Origin of the sequence: Cryptosporangium sp. NPDC048952 (assembly GCF_043197895.1) — a bacterium.
Taxonomy (GTDB): Bacteria; Actinomycetota; Actinomycetes; order Mycobacteriales; family Cryptosporangiaceae; genus Cryptosporangium.
This window is the reverse complement of the sequence record NZ_JBICTY010000001.1, coordinates 481214-496809: the sequence shown is the minus strand read 5'-3', so window position 1 is coordinate 496809 and position 15596 is coordinate 481214. Positions and strand designations below refer to the sequence as shown.

The 15596-nt window shown below is 71.0% G+C and carries 14 protein-coding genes; 4 read left to right on the top strand and 10 right to left on the bottom strand.

What is annotated here, in order from left to right; all coding sequences use genetic code 11:
• Positions 1-40: 40 nt before the first annotated feature.
• A complete protein-coding gene (locus tag ACGFY5_RS02330) occupies positions 41-3319 on the top strand; it encodes a BTAD domain-containing putative transcriptional regulator (protein ID WP_392716423.1) in 3279 nt (1092 codons plus the stop codon).
• Here ACGFY5_RS02330 and ACGFY5_RS02325 read toward each other — a convergent pair.
• From ACGFY5_RS02325 to ACGFY5_RS02300, 6 genes are all read right to left on the bottom strand, one after another.
• Positions 3301-4128, bottom strand: coding sequence for an ABC transporter permease (locus ACGFY5_RS02325; RefSeq protein WP_392716421.1), 828 nt, complete (start codon positions 4126-4128; stop codon positions 3301-3303). The genes ACGFY5_RS02330 and ACGFY5_RS02325 overlap by 19 nt on opposite strands.
• Entirely contained in the window at positions 4125-5072 is a 948-nt protein-coding gene (locus ACGFY5_RS02320) for an ATP-binding cassette domain-containing protein (RefSeq protein WP_392716419.1), read from the bottom strand. The genes ACGFY5_RS02325 and ACGFY5_RS02320 overlap by 4 nt, the downstream gene beginning before the upstream one ends.
• Positions 5073-5156: 84 nt before the next feature.
• Positions 5157-5561: a DUF2530 domain-containing protein gene (locus ACGFY5_RS02315; RefSeq protein WP_392716417.1), complete on the bottom strand. Its 405-nt coding sequence runs from the start codon at positions 5559-5561 to the stop codon at positions 5157-5159.
• A 62-nt stretch (positions 5562-5623) separates the two neighbouring features.
• Positions 5624-6010, bottom strand: coding sequence for a hypothetical protein (locus ACGFY5_RS02310; RefSeq protein ID WP_392716415.1), 387 nt, complete (start codon positions 6008-6010; stop codon positions 5624-5626).
• 22 nt (positions 6011-6032) lie between these two features.
• On the bottom strand, positions 6033-7310 hold the full coding sequence (locus ACGFY5_RS02305; protein ID WP_392716413.1) for an MFS transporter: 1278 nt from the start codon (positions 7308-7310) through the stop codon (positions 6033-6035).
• Positions 7307-7747: a MarR family winged helix-turn-helix transcriptional regulator gene (locus ACGFY5_RS02300; RefSeq protein WP_392716411.1), complete on the bottom strand. Its 441-nt coding sequence runs from the start codon at positions 7745-7747 to the stop codon at positions 7307-7309. The genes ACGFY5_RS02305 and ACGFY5_RS02300 overlap by 4 nt, the downstream gene beginning before the upstream one ends.
• A 99-nt stretch (positions 7748-7846) precedes the next feature.
• Here ACGFY5_RS02300 and thpR point away from each other — a divergent pair, with 99 nt between their 5' ends.
• On the top strand, positions 7847-8368 hold the full coding sequence (gene thpR / locus ACGFY5_RS02295) for an RNA 2',3'-cyclic phosphodiesterase (protein WP_392716409.1): 522 nt from the start codon (positions 7847-7849) through the stop codon (positions 8366-8368).
• A 32-nt stretch (positions 8369-8400) separates the two neighbouring features.
• Here thpR and ACGFY5_RS02290 read toward each other — a convergent pair whose 3' ends face one another.
• Positions 8401-9393, bottom strand: coding sequence for an aldo/keto reductase (locus tag ACGFY5_RS02290; RefSeq protein ID WP_392716407.1), 993 nt, complete (start codon positions 9391-9393; stop codon positions 8401-8403).
• Between the two features lie 113 nt (positions 9394-9506).
• Between ACGFY5_RS02290 and ACGFY5_RS02285 the strand changes: the two genes are divergently transcribed.
• Positions 9507-10313 (top strand): thioesterase family protein, encoded by an 807-nt coding sequence (locus tag ACGFY5_RS02285; protein WP_392716405.1) that lies wholly within the window; start codon positions 9507-9509, stop codon positions 10311-10313.
• 153 nt (positions 10314-10466) lie between these two features.
• Here ACGFY5_RS02285 and sepH read toward each other — a convergent pair whose 3' ends face one another.
• From sepH to ACGFY5_RS02270, 3 genes are all read right to left on the bottom strand, one after another.
• Positions 10467-12083: a septation protein SepH gene (sepH, locus tag ACGFY5_RS02280; RefSeq protein WP_392716403.1), complete on the bottom strand. Its 1617-nt coding sequence runs from the start codon at positions 12081-12083 to the stop codon at positions 10467-10469.
• Positions 12084-12263: 180 nt separating this feature from the next.
• Positions 12264-13373, bottom strand: coding sequence for a phosphoserine transaminase (gene serC / locus ACGFY5_RS02275; protein WP_392716401.1), 1110 nt, complete (start codon positions 13371-13373; stop codon positions 12264-12266).
• A 141-nt stretch (positions 13374-13514) separates the two neighbouring features.
• Complete coding sequence (locus ACGFY5_RS02270) at positions 13515-14618, bottom strand: citrate synthase 2 (RefSeq protein ID WP_392716399.1); 1104 nt, start codon at positions 14616-14618, stop codon at positions 13515-13517.
• Positions 14619-14940: 322 nt separating this feature from the next.
• Between ACGFY5_RS02270 and pdxH the strand changes: the two genes are divergently transcribed.
• Positions 14941-15561 (top strand): pyridoxamine 5'-phosphate oxidase, encoded by a 621-nt coding sequence (pdxH, locus tag ACGFY5_RS02265; RefSeq protein WP_392718621.1) that lies wholly within the window; start codon positions 14941-14943, stop codon positions 15559-15561.
• Positions 15562-15596 lie beyond the last annotated feature (35 nt).

Below are 15596 nucleotides of genomic sequence, written 5' to 3'. Positions count from 1 at the left end.
GAGAATGGCGGGGAGCGGGGACGGCGGAGGTGTGCGAACGGTGGAGATCGGGCTGCTGGGTGCGGTCGAGGTCACAGTTGACGGCACCGCCGTCTCCGTCGGTGGCCACCGGCTGCGCGCGGTGTTCGCCCGCCTCGCGCTGGACGCCGGGCGCATGGTCACGGTCAGCACGCTGGTCGACGCGGTCTGGGGCGACGATCCGCCCGCCGGGTCGGGGAACGCGCTGCAGTCGCTGGTCAGCCGGTTGCGGCGGACGCTGCCACCCGGGATCGTCGAGTCCGCCCCGGCCGGGTACCGCCTGGCTGTCGACGCCGAGTCCGTGGACGTCCACCGGTTCGAGCACCTGGCCACGGCCGGGCGGCGCGCGTTGGAAGGCGGAGACGCGCTCGGCGCCGCCGCCACGCTGCGCGAGGCGCTGAGCCTCTGGCGCGGTCCGGCGCTGGCCGACATCGGAGACGCTCCGTTCCGGGAAGCTGTCGTCATCCGGTTGGACGGCGCCCGCCTCGGCGCGCTGGAAGACCGGATTCACGCCGACCTGCAGCTCGGACGCCATGCGGAGGTCGTGCCCGAACTGGAGGCGCTCACCGCCGAACACCCGCTCCGCGAACGTCCGCACGCGCAGCTGATCCTGGCCCTCTCCGGTGCGTCGCGGCAGGCCGACGCGCTGGCCGTGTTCGACCGCATCCGGCGTCGGCTGGCCGACGAGTTGGGCGTCGATCCGGGGCCGGTGCTCAAGGGTGCTTACGCCACGGTGCTGGGCGGCCCCACCGCGGCACCGAGAACCGTGTCGCCCAAAGACGGCGTTCGCGCCCCCGTGGCCCCCAGGCCGGTAGCGGTGAACGGCGCGCGCGCCCGGGGCAACCTGCGTCCGCAGCTGAACACGTTCGTCGGCCGCCGCACCGAGTTGGCCGCCGTGGCCGACCTGCTCGCCGCCGAACGGCTGGTGACGCTCATCGGCCCCGGCGGCGCGGGCAAGACGCGCCTCGCCGAGGAGTCGGGCGCCCGGCTCACCGACCGCAACTCCGGTGGCGTCTGGATGGTGCCGCTCGCGCCGATCGGCGAGGGTGACGAGGTTCCCCAGGCCGTGCTCACCGGCCTGGGCCGCCGGCAGACCGGGCTGCTCGACACGAAGCTCTCGAACGAGGTCAACGCACCCCAGGACGTCGACGCCGTGCTGGTGAAAGCGCTCAGCGCCGGTCCGACGCTCCTCGTGCTGGACAACTGCGAGCACCTGCTGGAGCCGATCGCGTCGCTGGCCCACTCCCTGCTGCTGGACTGCCCCGAGCTGCGCATCCTCGCCACCAGCCGGGAGCCGCTCGGCGTCCCGGGCGAACGGCTGCACCCGGTGCCCAGCCTCGACCTCCCGCCGCCCGGACGGCTGACCCCGGCGCAGGCCGCCCGGTACCCCGCGGTCCAGCTGCTGGTGGACCGGGCCGCCGCGGTGCGGCCTGGGTTCGTGCTCACCCCCGACAACGTCGACGCGATCGTCGAGATCTGCCGTCGGCTGGACGGAATGCCGCTGGCGCTCGAGCTGGCCGCTCCCCGGCTGCGCTCGCTCTCGCCGGAGCAGCTGGCGGACCGGCTCGGTGACCGGTTCCGGCTGCTGACCGCCGGGAGCCGTACCGCGCTGCCCCGCCACCAGACGCTGCACGCGGTGGTGGCCTGGAGCTGGGATCTGCTGAGCGAACCCGAGCGGGTCCTGTGGCGGCGCCTGTCGCAGTTCCCTGGCGGCGCCACGGTGGAGGCCGCCGAGCGCGTGTGCGCGGACGACGACCTGCTGCGCTCCGGCGACGTCCTGGAGACACTCGCATCGCTGGTGGACAAGTCGCTGGTGGAGCTCGTCGCGGAGGCCGATCCCCCGCGCTACCGCATGCTGGAGACCGTCCGCGCGTTCGGCGTCGAGCAATTGGACGTGACGGGTGAGACCGCGACGCTCCGGGACGCGCTCCTGGCCTACTACGTCGAGCTGGTCGAGATCTCCGAGCCCAAGCTGCGCAGCCCGGAGCAGCGGACGTGGGCGAACACGCTGACCGCCGAGTACGAGAACATCACCGCCGCGCTGCGGTGGGCCGTCGACCAGCGACGGGGTGACCCCGCCGTCCGGCTGGTCGCCGGAATGGCCTGGTACTGGGCGCTGCGGGGCGCGCACGCCGAAGCCGACCGGTGGTCGACCGCGGTGCTGCCGCTGACCGACCAGGCGCCGCCGGAGAGCGCCGCGATCGTCACCGCGTTCGCCGGGCTCACCGCCGCGAGCCTGCGCAGCACCTATGAGGAGGCGAAGCGCGAGGCGGAGCGGGTCAGCGAGCTGATCAGGCCCTATGCGGCGGCGCCCGACGCGCACCCCGTGCTCGTGCTCGCCGACAGCATCATCCACTTCCTCGGTGACCGGAACGACGAGGTCGTGGCGAAGCTCAAGCGGGTCTACGAGCACCGCGACCCGTGGGTCAGCGCGCTCGCGCTGTTCCTCGACGCGAACCTGCACGAGAACGACGGCGACCTGCTGGCCGCCGAACGGCTCTTCGAGGACGCGCGGACGGCGTTCGGCGCGATCGGCGACCGGTGGGGCACGGGCGCGGTGCTCAGCTCGCTCGCGTCGATCAAGGCGCTCCGCGGTGACCATCCCGGCGCGATTGCCGCGTTGGAGGAGGCCCGCTCGCTGATCTACGACCTCAACGGGTTCGACGACCTTCCCCGCGTCCTGCTGTGGCTGGCGCTGGAGTGGGCCCGGGTCGGCGACTTCGACCGCGCCCGCGAGTATCTCGACGAGAGCGCGACGCACGTCGCCCGCATCGGCGACGACGACAACGCGCTGGGCTTCCTGGGCGCCGCGCGCGCGAGCGTCCTGCGGCTCACCGGAGACATCGAGGGTGCCACCGCCCTGCTGGCCGCGGAGGTCGAGCGGTACCGCTCCCAGCCGTACGGCCCGCCGCAGATCAACGCCCTGCTGCTCGCCGACTACGGCTACGCGTTGATCGCTCTCGGCGACCCGGAGAAGGCCGGCGACTGCGTGCTGGAGGCGCTGACCGAGGCGGCGGAAGCCCACGACTCCCCGGTGCTGGCCGGCTCGCTCGACGCCACCGCGGCCGTCGTCCTCGCACTCGGTGACGCGGCCGCCGCGGCGACGTTGCTCGGCGCCGCGGCCCTGATCCGCGGGCTGCCCGACCTGGGCAACCCCGACGTCCTGCGCACCCGCGAACTCGCCGCCGCGGCCCTCGGCTCCGAGGAGTTCGAAGCCAGGTTCCGCGACGGCGAGACGCTACCCAGGGAGAGCGTGCCGCAGGTGGCCCGCGACCTGGCGGCTCAGGTACGACGGCGGTAGGCCGCCAGCGAGAGCGGAACGAACACCGCGCAGAGCACCGCGACCGAGATCAGCACCTTGATCGTGGGCGCGGCGACCGCACCCTGCCCGGTGAGCAGGCCGCGCGCCGCTTCGACGACGAACGTGATCGGGTTGACGTTCACCCACGCCTGCAGCCAGCCGGGGAGCGTCTCGGTCTGCACGAACAGGTTGCTGCCGAACGTCAACGGGAACATCAGCATCGCGCCGATCCCCTGCACGGTTCGCGGGTTGCGCAGCAACAGGCCGATCAGCGCGGTCACCCAGCAGAGGCCGAACGCGAACACCAGCACCAGGGCGCAGGCGGCGAGCGCGGAGAGCGGATCGGTCCCGACCCGGAACCCGATCACGGCGCCGAAGCCGAGCACGACGGCAACCGTCACCACGTAGCGGACGACGTCGCCGAAGACCGCGCCGATCAGCGGTGCGGAACGGGCGATCGGCATCGTGCGGAAGCGGTCGAACACCCCCGTCTGCAGGTCCGCGGCGAGGCTCTGGCCGACGCCGAGGCTGGCGAACGCGACGCTCTGCACGAGGATGCCGGGGAGGACGAACTGCAGGTAGACGTGCCGGTCACCGCTCACGGCGCCGCCGAACAGATAGACGAACAGCACCACGAAGATGATCGGCTGCAGCGTGAGGTCGAGCAGTTGCTCCGGTGAGTGCTTGATCTTGATCAGGCTGCGCCAGGTGAGCGTCAGTGCGTGGCGGAGCGTCCGCATCGGGCCGAACCGGGTCGGCGGCTCTTCTGCTTCCGGCCACGCTGTCGTGGCCACCAGGGTCGCTGTCATGCTGCGTCTTCGGCCGGGTGGCCGGTGAGCGTGAGGAACACCTCGTCGAGGCTGGCCCGGCGCAGGCCGAGCTCGCCGACCGCGATCCCCGCGTCGTCCAGGCGTCGGACGACGTCGGCGAGCATCGTGGGTTCGGCGACCGAGGCGGTCACCAGTCCCCGGTTGTCGTTGCGGGTGGTCTGCACGCGCGTGACCGCGGCGACTATCGCCTCGACGTCGGCGAGGTCAGCGGCGTCGAGGGGGTGCACTTCGAGGGTCTGGTCGCCCACCTGGGCCTTGAGCTCGTCCGGGGTGCCGGTGGCGATCAGCTCGCCGCGGTCGATCACCGCGATCGAGTCGGCCAGCTGGTCGGCCTCGTCGAGGTACTGGGTGGTCAGCAGCACCGTCACACCGTCCGCGACCAGCTCGCGGATCGTGTTCCACACCTCGCCGCGGCTGCGCGGGTCCAGGCCGGTGGTGGGCTCGTCGAGGTAGATGACGTCGGGGTGGCCGACCAGGCTCGCGGCCAGGTCGAGGCGGCGCCGCATGCCGCCGGAGTAGGTCTTCGCGGAGCGTCCGGCCGCTTCGGTCAGTTCGAAGCGTTCGAGCAGCTCACGGGCCCGCGCTCTGGCGTCGCGGCGGGACAGCTCGAGCAGTCGGCCGATCATCGTCAGGTTCTCGGAGCCGGTGAGGTCCTCGTCGACCGAGGCGTACTGCCCGGTGACCGCGATCCGGGCACGCACCGAGGGTGCCTGCGTCAGAACGTCGAAGCCGCCGACGCGGGCCCGGCCGGCGTCGGGCTTGATCAGGGTGGCCAGCACGCGAACCGCGGTGGTCTTGCCGGCCCCGTTGGGGCCGAGCACGCCGAGGATCGTGCCGGTCGGGACGGCGAGGTCGACGCCGTTGAGCGCAATCGTCGACCCGAACCGCTTCACGAGGCCTTCGGCCTCGATCGCGTAGGACATCGGGGAGTCTCCTGTCGGAAGGAAGTCACTCCACGATGCGCTTTCGCGCTGTCAGACGTCGCACAGCGTGCTGACAGAGCGAGCTCAGGCCTTTTCGGTGTGCTGGGCGGGCTCTGTTTGCTGGGCGGGCTCGGCTGCGGGGTTGCCGCCCGGGGCCGGCTCTACCGGGGCCGGCTCTACCGGGGCCGGCTCTACCGGGGCCGGGGCCGGGGGGCGGGGTCGGGGGGCGGGGTCATCGCCGCGGGCCGCCGCCACGCGTCCGAGCCGGCTGCGGCGGCGTCGTACGAACGCGATACCAGCCAGGCCGAGCACGAATCCGGCGACGCAGGTCCAGATCCACCACTCGTCGTGGTGGTCTTCCAGCCAGCCGCGCCCAAGCGTCGACAACAGGAGTGCGGCGACTCCCCAGAGCGCCGTGCCGGCGGTGACGACGGTCACCGCGTCGACATCCAGGGGCTCCGGCGTCGGACGTGTCGGACGGCGGGCCATATCGGCAGCGTAACGCGGGAGTGCTCCGGTGCGGCGCGAGGGGCCGCACCGGAGTCAGGGCGTCACTCGCAGGCGTTCTTGAACTTCACGCCGGCGGCCGTGACCTCACCCGAGTCGGGAATCGTCGGGTTGGGGTTGTTGGCCAGCCCGGTGACCGTGTCGCCGAGCTTGTCGTAGGCGGTGCCGAGGTCCTTGGTGGCGTCCTCGAGGTCGCCGTCGCCCTTCGAGCCCTCGGTGCGGATGTCGTCCGCGAGGACGTGGTACGACTCACCCAGCGCGGCCGGGTCGTCGACGTTCTTGAGCGACGCCGACGTGAACTCCTGGATCTTCGTCTTGATGTTGTCGCACGCCTCCGAGTTGTCGGCGCCGATGATCGAGCAGCCCAGCGTGCTGGCTAACGCCGCAGCAGCCAGGGTCGCTCCGACGAATCTCCGGTTCAGTCCAGCCATCGTGCTTCCTTCCCCGTATTTCCTAAGTTGTCATGTTGCTCACTGCCGCGACAGAAGTTATCTGCTGAGGCTCTGATGCCGTCTCCCGGTTTCGTGCCTTCATGCGGGCGACGGCGAGCGTGCCCGCCGCGATCAGCACGGCGACGCCCCCGAGGAGCAGGCCGACGCGCGGCCCGTAGCGCTCGGAGATCGGACCGATGATCAGTGAGCCCAGCGGTGTGCCGCCGAGGAAGACCAACATGTACAGCGCCATCACGCGGCCACGCAGGTGCGCCGGCGTACCGAGTTGCACGCGCGCGTTCGCCGCGTTGTTGTGTGCGATGAAGGTCAGACCCACGAACAACAACACGAGCGCAGCCAGCGGGAAGTTCGGAGCAAAGGCCACCGCGCACTCGAGGACGCCGAACACGGCCGCGCAGCTCAGCACCCACCGGGCCGAAGGCCGCTTGGTGCGGCGGGCTCCGATCAACGCGCCGATCAGCGCTCCGCCGGCGAACGCGGCCGAGAGCAGACCGAACGACGCCGGGCCGACGTCGAACTCCACCTTGGCCAGCAACGGCAGCGTCAGGTTGAAGTTCATGCCGAGCGTGCCGAGCACCGACATCATCGCGAGGACCAGCAGCAGATCCTTCCGGCCCCAGACGAAACGCAGTCCTTCGACGACCTGGCCGCGGGCCCGTTCCACGCGCTTGCCGGTGAGCAGCTCACCGGGGCGCATCGCGAGCAGCCCGGCCAGTACGGCCACGTAGGACGCACCGTTGATCAGGAACGTCGGTCCGGTGCCGATCGTCGCGATGACCAGACCACCGACGGCCGGGCCCAGCAGCCGCGCGGAGTTGAACGTCGCGGAGTTGAGCGAGACCGCGTTGGGCAGCCGGTCGGGGCCGACCATCTCGGAGATGAACGACTGGCGGGTCGGGGTGTCGAACGCGTTCACGGTGCCCAGCAGGAATGCGAAGACGTAGACGTTCCACAACTCGGCCGAGCCGGTGACCACGAGCGCGCCCATGCCGAACGCGAACAGCATCGAGGCCGCCTGCGTGGCGATCAGGACCTTGCGCTTGTCGAGCCGGTCGGCCAGGGCGCCGGCCCAGAGCGTCAGCAGCAGCACCGGGGTGAACTGCAGAGCGGTGACGACGCCGAGCGCGGTGCCGGAGTTGTGCGACAGGTCCAGGACCAGCCAGTCCTGGGCGGTCATCTGCATCCAGGTACCGGTGAGCGAGACGATCTGGCCGCTCGCGAACAGCCGGTAGTTCCGGACGCTCAGCGACGAGAACATGGTGCGGAGTGCCGGGCTCATGCGCGTGCCAGCCGTTCGAGGATCGTGGCGGCCGCGCGCAGCGTTTCCTGATCGGCTTTGTCGAGCTCGGAGAGGCGGGCCGCGAGCCACGCCTCCCGGGCCTGCCGGTCGGCCGCGATGAGCGCTTCGCCGTCGGGTGTCGTCGAGAGCACGATCTGTCGTCCGTCGGTCGGGTGCGGGGCCCGACGGACCAGGCCGCGCTCCTCCAGCACCGCCGCGGTGCGGGTGGCGGCCGGTGGCTGCACCCGCTCGACCTCGGCCAGGCCGCGCGGGGTCAGCACACCGCCGCCCTTCGAGATGCTGAACAGGGCGGAGATCTGCGTCATCGTCAGGCCGTGTGCCGGGCGTTCGGCCCGGAGCCGGCGGAAGAACCGCCCGGTGGCCGACCGGAGCCGGACTGCCAACTCGTCGTAATCGTGCGGATCCGTGAGTGTCACCCTCTTGAAGTCTTACGCAGTGAGGTTGTTACGCACAACTCATTACCTCAGGTAACGATCTCTCGGATCGTCGCATTCCACCAGTGAAATATTGGTGACGTGCGTCTGTTCGTCGCGGTGCTACCGCCTGCCGCTGCCGTTGACCACCTGCGTGGCGCGGTGGAGCGGCTCAACGTCGTGCGCGCGGACGCGGGCGTGGTGCGCCCGGACAGGTGGCACCTCACGCTCGCGTTCCTCGGCGAGGTGGGTGATCCGGAGGACGTCCGGGGCCGCCTCACGGACCTGGTCGCCGCCGGGCGGAGCGCCACCGTGTCGCTCGCCGGCAGCGGGCGGTTCGGTGAGCGGGTGCTGTGGGCGGGCGTGGGCGGCGACGTGGACGGGCTGAGCCGGACGGCCTCCGCCGTCCGGCTCCTGGCGCCCGAGCCGATGCCGTTCCGGGCCCACCTCACGCTGGCCCGCCCTCGGGGCCGGGTGACGCGGGACGAGCTGCGGGCCGACGTGGCCGCGCTCCGGGACTATGCCGGGCCGTCGTGGCCGGCCGACGAGATCCACTTGATGCGCAGCATCGCGGGCACCTACGAGCCACAGGCCTCCTGGAGGCTGCGCCCGGCGCAGGCCTGACCGCAGCGCCCGGCGCGGGCCTCCTGGCCGGTTTACCAGGCGTAGGCCTCCGGAGCGGGCTTGCTTCCGTTCGGGAACGGGGCGGGGAACAGCTCGTCGAGCGCGGTCATCGCAGCCTCGTCGAGCGTGAGCTCCGCGGCACGGAGACCGCTGTCGAGCTGCTCGCCGGTGCGCGGCCCGACGATCGGCGCGGTGACGCCGTCCTGCGCCAACAGCCAGGCGAGGCCTACCTCGGCCGGGTCGTGCCCGAGCTCGGCGCAGAGCTTCTCGTACGCCTCGAGCGCCGTGCGGTGCTTCTCCAGGCCGGCCGCGGACCGCTCGGAGCTGCTCCGCGAGCCACCACCCTCGCGCTGCTTGCGGATCGCTCCGGAGAGGAGCCCACCGTCCAGCGGCGACCACGGGATGACGCCGATGCCGTACCGCCGGGCGGCCGGCAGCACCTCCAGCTCGATCCAACGGTTGAGCAGGTTGTAGTAGGACTGCTCGCTCACCAGGCCGAGGAAGTGCCGCGAGTTCGCTGCCTCCTGGGCCTGGGCGAGGTGCCACCCGGCGAAGTTGCTCGACCCGACGTAAATGATCTTGCCCTGCTGCCGCAGGACCTCCATGGCCTCCCAGATTTCGTCCCACGGCGTTTCGCGGTCGACGTGGTGCATCTGGTAGAGGTCGATGTAGTCAGTTTTGAGTCGTTTGAGGGATTCGTCACAGGCACGCCGGATGTGTAGCGCGGAGAGCTTGCCCTGGTTGGGCCAGCCCCCCATTCCGCCGTAGACCTTCGTCGCGAGGACCGTGCGTTCCCGCCGACCGTCGCCGGACGCGAACCAGTTGCCGATGATCTGCTCGGTGACGCCTTCGCCGGTCTTGCGGCCGTAGACGTTCGCCGTGTCGAAGAAGTTGATTCCCTGGTCATGGGCGGTGTCCATGATCCGGTGACTGTCCTGTTCAGACGTCTCCGGCCCGAAGTTCATCGTCCCCAGGCAGAGCCTGCTGACGTTGAGTCCCGACCGTCCCAACCGCACATATTCCATACGCGAAGCGTATGCGCCGTTGTGTGAACCTGTAGCCCGCCCGGGGCAAGGCTGGCGCTCGCCTGTCAGGCTTGTTCTGGGCGGGCCGTCCACAAACCTGGCAGGGTGGGTGTGTGCTGGAGATCCATACCGAGATCCGGGAGACCGGTCCAGATCGGTACGCGACACTCATCGACGGCGGTTGGGCGATCGGTTCGTCGCTCAACGGGGGTTACCTCCAGCTGCCGGTCGTGAGAGCCGTGCTCGCGGCAGAGGGTCATCCGCACCCGGTGGCGGTCACCACGGATTTCCTGCAAGCCCCCCACGCGGGCGAGGCCGAGATCGTGGTGGAGCGGCTGCGCACCGGCAAGACGATCGGCACGAGCCGGGCCACGCTGATCCAGGACGGCCAGCCGTGCCTGGTTTCGTCGGTGGTGACGAGCATGCTCGACTCGAGCAGCCCGGATCTCGACATGGCGCCGCAGATCGAGTTGCCGTCGCCGGATCAGTGCACGCGGATCCGGTCGGACGTCATGCCGGGTACGAACCTCGCGTTGATGGATCACGTCGACGTCCGGCTCGCGCCGGAGTTCGCGAACGTGGTGCGCGGGCGTCCGGACGGAAGCATGGCGCTGCGTGGGTGGGTACGGATGGTGGACGGGCGTGATCCCGATCCGCTGGTGTGTCTGCTCGCGGCTGATGCGTTCCCGCCGGTGACGTTCACCATCGGGCGCTACGGCTGGGCGCCCACCGTTCAGCTGACGACGTATCTGCGGGTGCTTCCGGCGCCGGGGTGGTTGCGGTGCGAGCTCCGCGGTCGCGTGCTCGCGAACGGCTGGTTCGACGAGGACTGCACGATCCGCGATTCCGCGGGCCGCCTGGTGGCCCAGTCCCGCCAAATAGCCCGAATCCCCCGAGTCCCCACCCCGACCGAGAACTGACGATGCCCCGCGCTTCGCGCGGGGCATCGTCAGTTCTTTGTATGAAGCTGGAGCCCGTTCAGGGCGGCGCTGCCGATCGGGCGGGACAACGCCGCGTATAGGTAATACTCAAGTTGTGCCGCCCGCTCGGCAGCGTCGCCCTGAACGGGCCGCCTACGGTCGGCGGGCGCCGGAGCCGAAGAGGATGTCGTCCCAGCTGGGGAGTTCGGCTTTGCGGCCGCGGCCGCTGCCGGCCTTGGGAGCGGGAGCCGGCGGCTCGGGGCGCGCCTGGTTCGCGCTGGGGGACGTTCCGACGCCGGTGGGGTCGAGGCGCTCGCGCCAGTCGCTGCGGCCTGCGAGACCACTGCCCGAGGTGGGAGTGGACTGCTCGCTCACGTCGCCCCGGCGACCAGCCGGTCGACGCGGGTCGTCGCCCCACGGGTCGGGCCGACGCACCTCGTCGGGGCGAGCTCCGCCAGCCGAACGGGGCTCATCCAGCCACCCAGCCCCCCGCCCACCAGCGGGCCCATCCGTACCGTCCCGGCCCGGAGCGCCATCACGGCCACCGGTCAGGCCACGGCCACCGAGGCCGTCTCGGCCACCCAGCCCGTCCCGACCCGCAGCGCCGTCACGGCCGCCCGGACCAGCGCCGTCACGGGCACCGAGGCCCGCGCCGCTGTCACGACCGCCCGGACCAGCGCCGTCACGGCCGCCCAGGGCGCCGCTGTCGCGGCCACCCAGGCTGGCGTTGTCGCGAGTCAGGGCGCCTCGGCCGGGGCGGCCGGTGAGGCCGTCTCGGTTGCCCAGGCCGGGGGCGGTGCCGCCGATCGGGGGTGCGCCGGCCGCTGCAGCCGGTGCAGCGGGTCCGGTGCCGGCGTCGGCCGCCGGAGGTTCGGGCGTGGGCGTCGGCTCACGCGTCGGCTCAGGCCGGCGGAAGTCGTCGAACCGGGGGTCGAGCGCCCGGCCCCGTCCACTCTCGCGCGCCGCCTGCCGAAGATCACCGCGCCCCTCCCGGGGCAGCTCCCGCGGAACCTCCCGCGCCGGCGCGGCCACGGCCTCCGCGGCGGCGGGTGCCGGCTCCTCGCGACGACGCTCGTCGCGCCGCCGCAGCATCGACAGCGCCGGCACGACCGGACCCTCCTTCGGGTCCACGTCATCCGGCAGCTTCCCGGGCTGAATCCCGAACGCCAGCATCTGCTCGTCCGGTCCGATCAGCAGATCTTCCTGCTTCTCGCTCGAGAGGAAGTTCGCCATCTCGTCGACCGGAGTCACCATCGACCGGGCCCGGTCGAGATCCCAGATCGCGTGCGCGGTCGCCTTGCCCGACGGCCACGTCGCCGTGGTGCGCCAGCCGCCGTCCTCACGGCGGTAGCTGTCCCACGCGACGGTCTCGACGTCGATGCCGTGCGCCCGCAGGCGTCCGTCGACGACGTCGGCAAGCGTCTGCCCACTGTCGGCACCGCGCAGACGCGTGCGCCGAGCGAGCTGCGCCATCGCGGCGCGCTCCTGCAGCACCGGCCCGGCGAAGCGCAGAACCTTCTCCATCGGAACGTTCGCGAGGCGAGCGACATGTTCTGCCGATTCACCGGAACGGATCCGGGACTGAATGTCACGCGGCGTCAACGTCGCCTCCACATCCATCGATAGCTGACCGGGGGTACCGGTCCGCTCCCGCTGGACGGCGGCGATCACCTGGTCGTCGATGGCGAGCGAAAGCATCCGCCCGACCTCGTCGGTCAGAATCATGGCCTGCCCGTCAGCGGAGAGCGCGACGAACCGCAACGGTCGCATTGCGACCTCCCTCTCCAGACACCGGCGAGCGAGCCCACCATACGACGGCAGGGCTCGTGTGCCCCGCATACCACGCCGAATGGGCGCGCCGTTCTCCGGCCAAGACCACGTTACGCACCAAAAGTCGCGTTTGTCTGTCCCGACGCGCCACTGAGGCCACTCATGACAACAAAGTGCGGCTCAGCCGAGGGCGGTCACCACGTGGTCGATGCACGCGGTCAGCTTGGCGATGTCGGTCGGGTCGATGCCCGGGAACATGGCGATGCGGAGTTGGTTGCGGCCGAGTTTGCGGTAGGGCTCGGTGTCCACGATCCCGTTGGAGCGCAGCACCTTTGCGACCGCCGACGCGTCGACCGACTCCGCGAAGTCGATCGTCCCGACGACGTGCGAACGCTTCGCCGCGTCCTTGACGTACGGCGCCGCGAACGACGATGCCTCGGCCCACTCGTAGAGCGTCCGCGCGGACTCCGCGGTGCGCTGCGTCGTCCACGCCAGACCGCCCTGGCCGTTGAACCAGTCCACCTGCTCGGCAGCGAGGAAGATCGTCGTCAACGCAGGGGTGTTGTAGGTCTGGTCCTTGCGCGAGTTGTCGATCGCGGTGACCAGATCCAAGAACGCCGGGATGTACCGCCCCGACGCGCTGATCTCCTCGACGCGCGCGAGCGCGGCCGGCGACAGGATCGCGAGCCACAGCCCGCCCTCGCTGCCGAGCCCCTTCTGCGGCGCGAAGTAGTACACATCGGTCTCGGACACGTCCACGTGCAGACCGGCGGCCGCCGACGTGCCGTCGTGCAGCATCAGGTGATCCCCGGGCACCCGCGTGACCGGGATCGCGACGCCGGTCGAGGTCTCGTTGTGCGGCGTGGCATAAACGTCCACACCGTCCTCGAGCTCGAACACCGGCGCGTCGCCGGGCGCGGACTCGATGATCGTCGGGTCTCCGAGGAACGGCGCGATCTTCGCGGCCTTGGCGAACTTGGCGCCGAACTCACCGAACGAGAGGAACTGGGCGCGATCGCGGATCAGGCCGAACACCGCAGCTTCCCAGAACGCCGTGGTGCCGCCGACGCCGAGGACGACCTCGTAGCCGTCGGGCAGCGAGAAAAGCTCGGCGAGGCCGGACTTGAGGCGTGCCACCTCGTTCCGCACTGTCGCCTGCCGGTGGGACGTTCCGAGGAAGCTCCGGCCGGTGGCGACGAGTGCGTCGACCGAAGCCGGGCGAACCTTCGACGGGCCGGAACCGAACCGACCGTCAGCGGGCAACAACTCTGCGGGGATGGTGATGGTCACGCGAAGATCCTCCCACCGTTGGCTAACGAGTTGAGACACGACAAGGGCGGACCACCGGTTCGGTGGCCCGCCCTAGAGGTCATCCGCCACGACAAGGGCGGACTGCGCCGGGCGGTTCGGTGGCCCGCCCTCGCGTGCAGCTCAGCTGTGCTGGATCGTGTCCCAACCCTCGACCTCGTCGGGCTTGCGCGGGCCCGGGCCGGTGTAGAGCGCGGACGGGCGCACCAGCTTGTTGAGGTTCTTCTGCTCGACGACGTGCGCGGACCAGCCGGCCGTGCGCGCGCAGGTGAACATCGACGTGAACATGTGCGCCGGAACCTCGGCGAAGTCGAGGACGACGGCCGACCAGAACTCGACGTTCGTGGCGAGCACACGGTCGGGACGGCGCGCGTGGAGCTCGGCCAGCGCGGCCTTCTCCAGCGCCTCGGCCACCTCGAAGCGGGTGCTGCCCAGCTCACGGGCGGTGCGACGGAGCACGGCCGCCCGCGGGTCCTCGGCCCGGTAGACCCGGTGCCCGAAGCCCATGAGCCGCTCGCCCTTGTCGAGCGCCGCCTTGACCCACGCCTCGGCGTCGCCCGACTTCTCGACCTCGTCGAGCATCTTGAGGACGCGGGACGGCGCACCACCGTGCAGCGGCCCCGACATCGAGCCGACCGCGGACGAGATGCAGGCGGCGCAGTCGGCACCGGTACCCGCGGCGACGCGCGCGGTGAACGTCGAGGCGTTCAGGCCGTGCTCGGCGGCGGAGATGAAGTAGGCGTCGACGGCCTGGACGTGCTTCGGGTCGGGCTCGCCGCGCCAGCGGATCATGAAGCGCTCGACGATCGTGTTCGCCTTGTCGATCTCACGCTGCGGGACGGCCGGCAGGCCGATGCCACGGGCGGACTGCGCGACGAACGAGAGCGCGGTGACCGAAATCCGGGCGAGGTCCTCGCGGGCCTGCTCGGGGCCGATGTCGATCAGCTGCTTGAGGCCCCAGTAGGGGGCGAGCATCGCGATCGCGGCCTGCACGTCGACGCGGATGTCACCCGAGTGCACGGGCACCGGGAACGGCTCCGCGGGCGGTAGACCCGGACCGAACTTGCCGTCGACCAGCAGCGCCCAGACGTTCCCGAACGAAACCTGGCCCACCAGGTCTTCGATGTTGACGCCGCGGTAGCGCAGCGCGCCCCCGTCCCGGTCGGGTTCGGCGATCTCAGTGTGGAAGGCGATGACGCCTTCGAGCCCCGGTTTGAAGTCCGACATGCTGGCTCAGCTCCCAGTGGTCTTCGGTGGCGGTACGCCCCGGCCGGCTCGACCAGCGGCAGGCGGTAGCCCTCCACCAGTCGGGAACGATTTCTGACATCTTCCTACCGTTCCCGCTAGGTCCGCGAGGTCAGTCCGGACCAAGCCCATTGTGATCGTGTCGCAGCCCACATCGACGGACGACACGTCGGAGACATATCGACGTCACGTGGTGGCCACACCTGTCGGAGGGGCTCCGCAGACAGGCATAAGGTTGCATTGACCACGGAAATCAGGAGGAGCGGTGGAACGCGAGTACGGCGTCGTCTCCCAGGTCGGCGGCATGCGTGTCGGCTACGAACGAGGAACGCTCACCGAGGACACGCTCGCCGACAACTGGTTCGACCAGTTCACCGCGTGGTTCGACGAGGCCGTCGCGGCGCCGGAGATCGTCGAGCCGAACGCGATGATCGTGGCCACCGCGGCGGCGAACGGGACGCCCAGCGCCCGCACGGTGCTCCTGAAGGACGCCGACGAGCGCGGCCTGACGTTCTACACCCACTACACGTCGCGCAAGGGCCGGGACCTGACGGAGAACCCGCGGGCGACGCTGCTCTTCGGCTGGCATCCCCTCCAGCGCCAGGTGAACGTGGCCGGCACCGTGTACCGGGTCGATCCGAGCGAGTCCGACGCCTACTGGAACAGCCGTCCGCACGGCTCCCAGCTGGGGTCGGCGGCGAGCCCCCAGTCGCGCGTCGTAGCGGGCCGAGAAACTCTGGAGCACGCGCAGCAAGAGTTGGCCGACCGCTACCCCGACGCGGTCCCCCGACCCGAAACCTGGGGCGGGTTCCGCGTCGTACCGCACACCGTCGAGTTCTGGCAGGGCCGCCCCGACCGCCTGCACGACCGGCTGCGGTTCCGCCGCGACGGCGAAACCTGGGTCGTCGAACGGCTCGGCCCGTGAGCGGCTCCCCCGATCCCGCTTCAGGCGCGACCGCC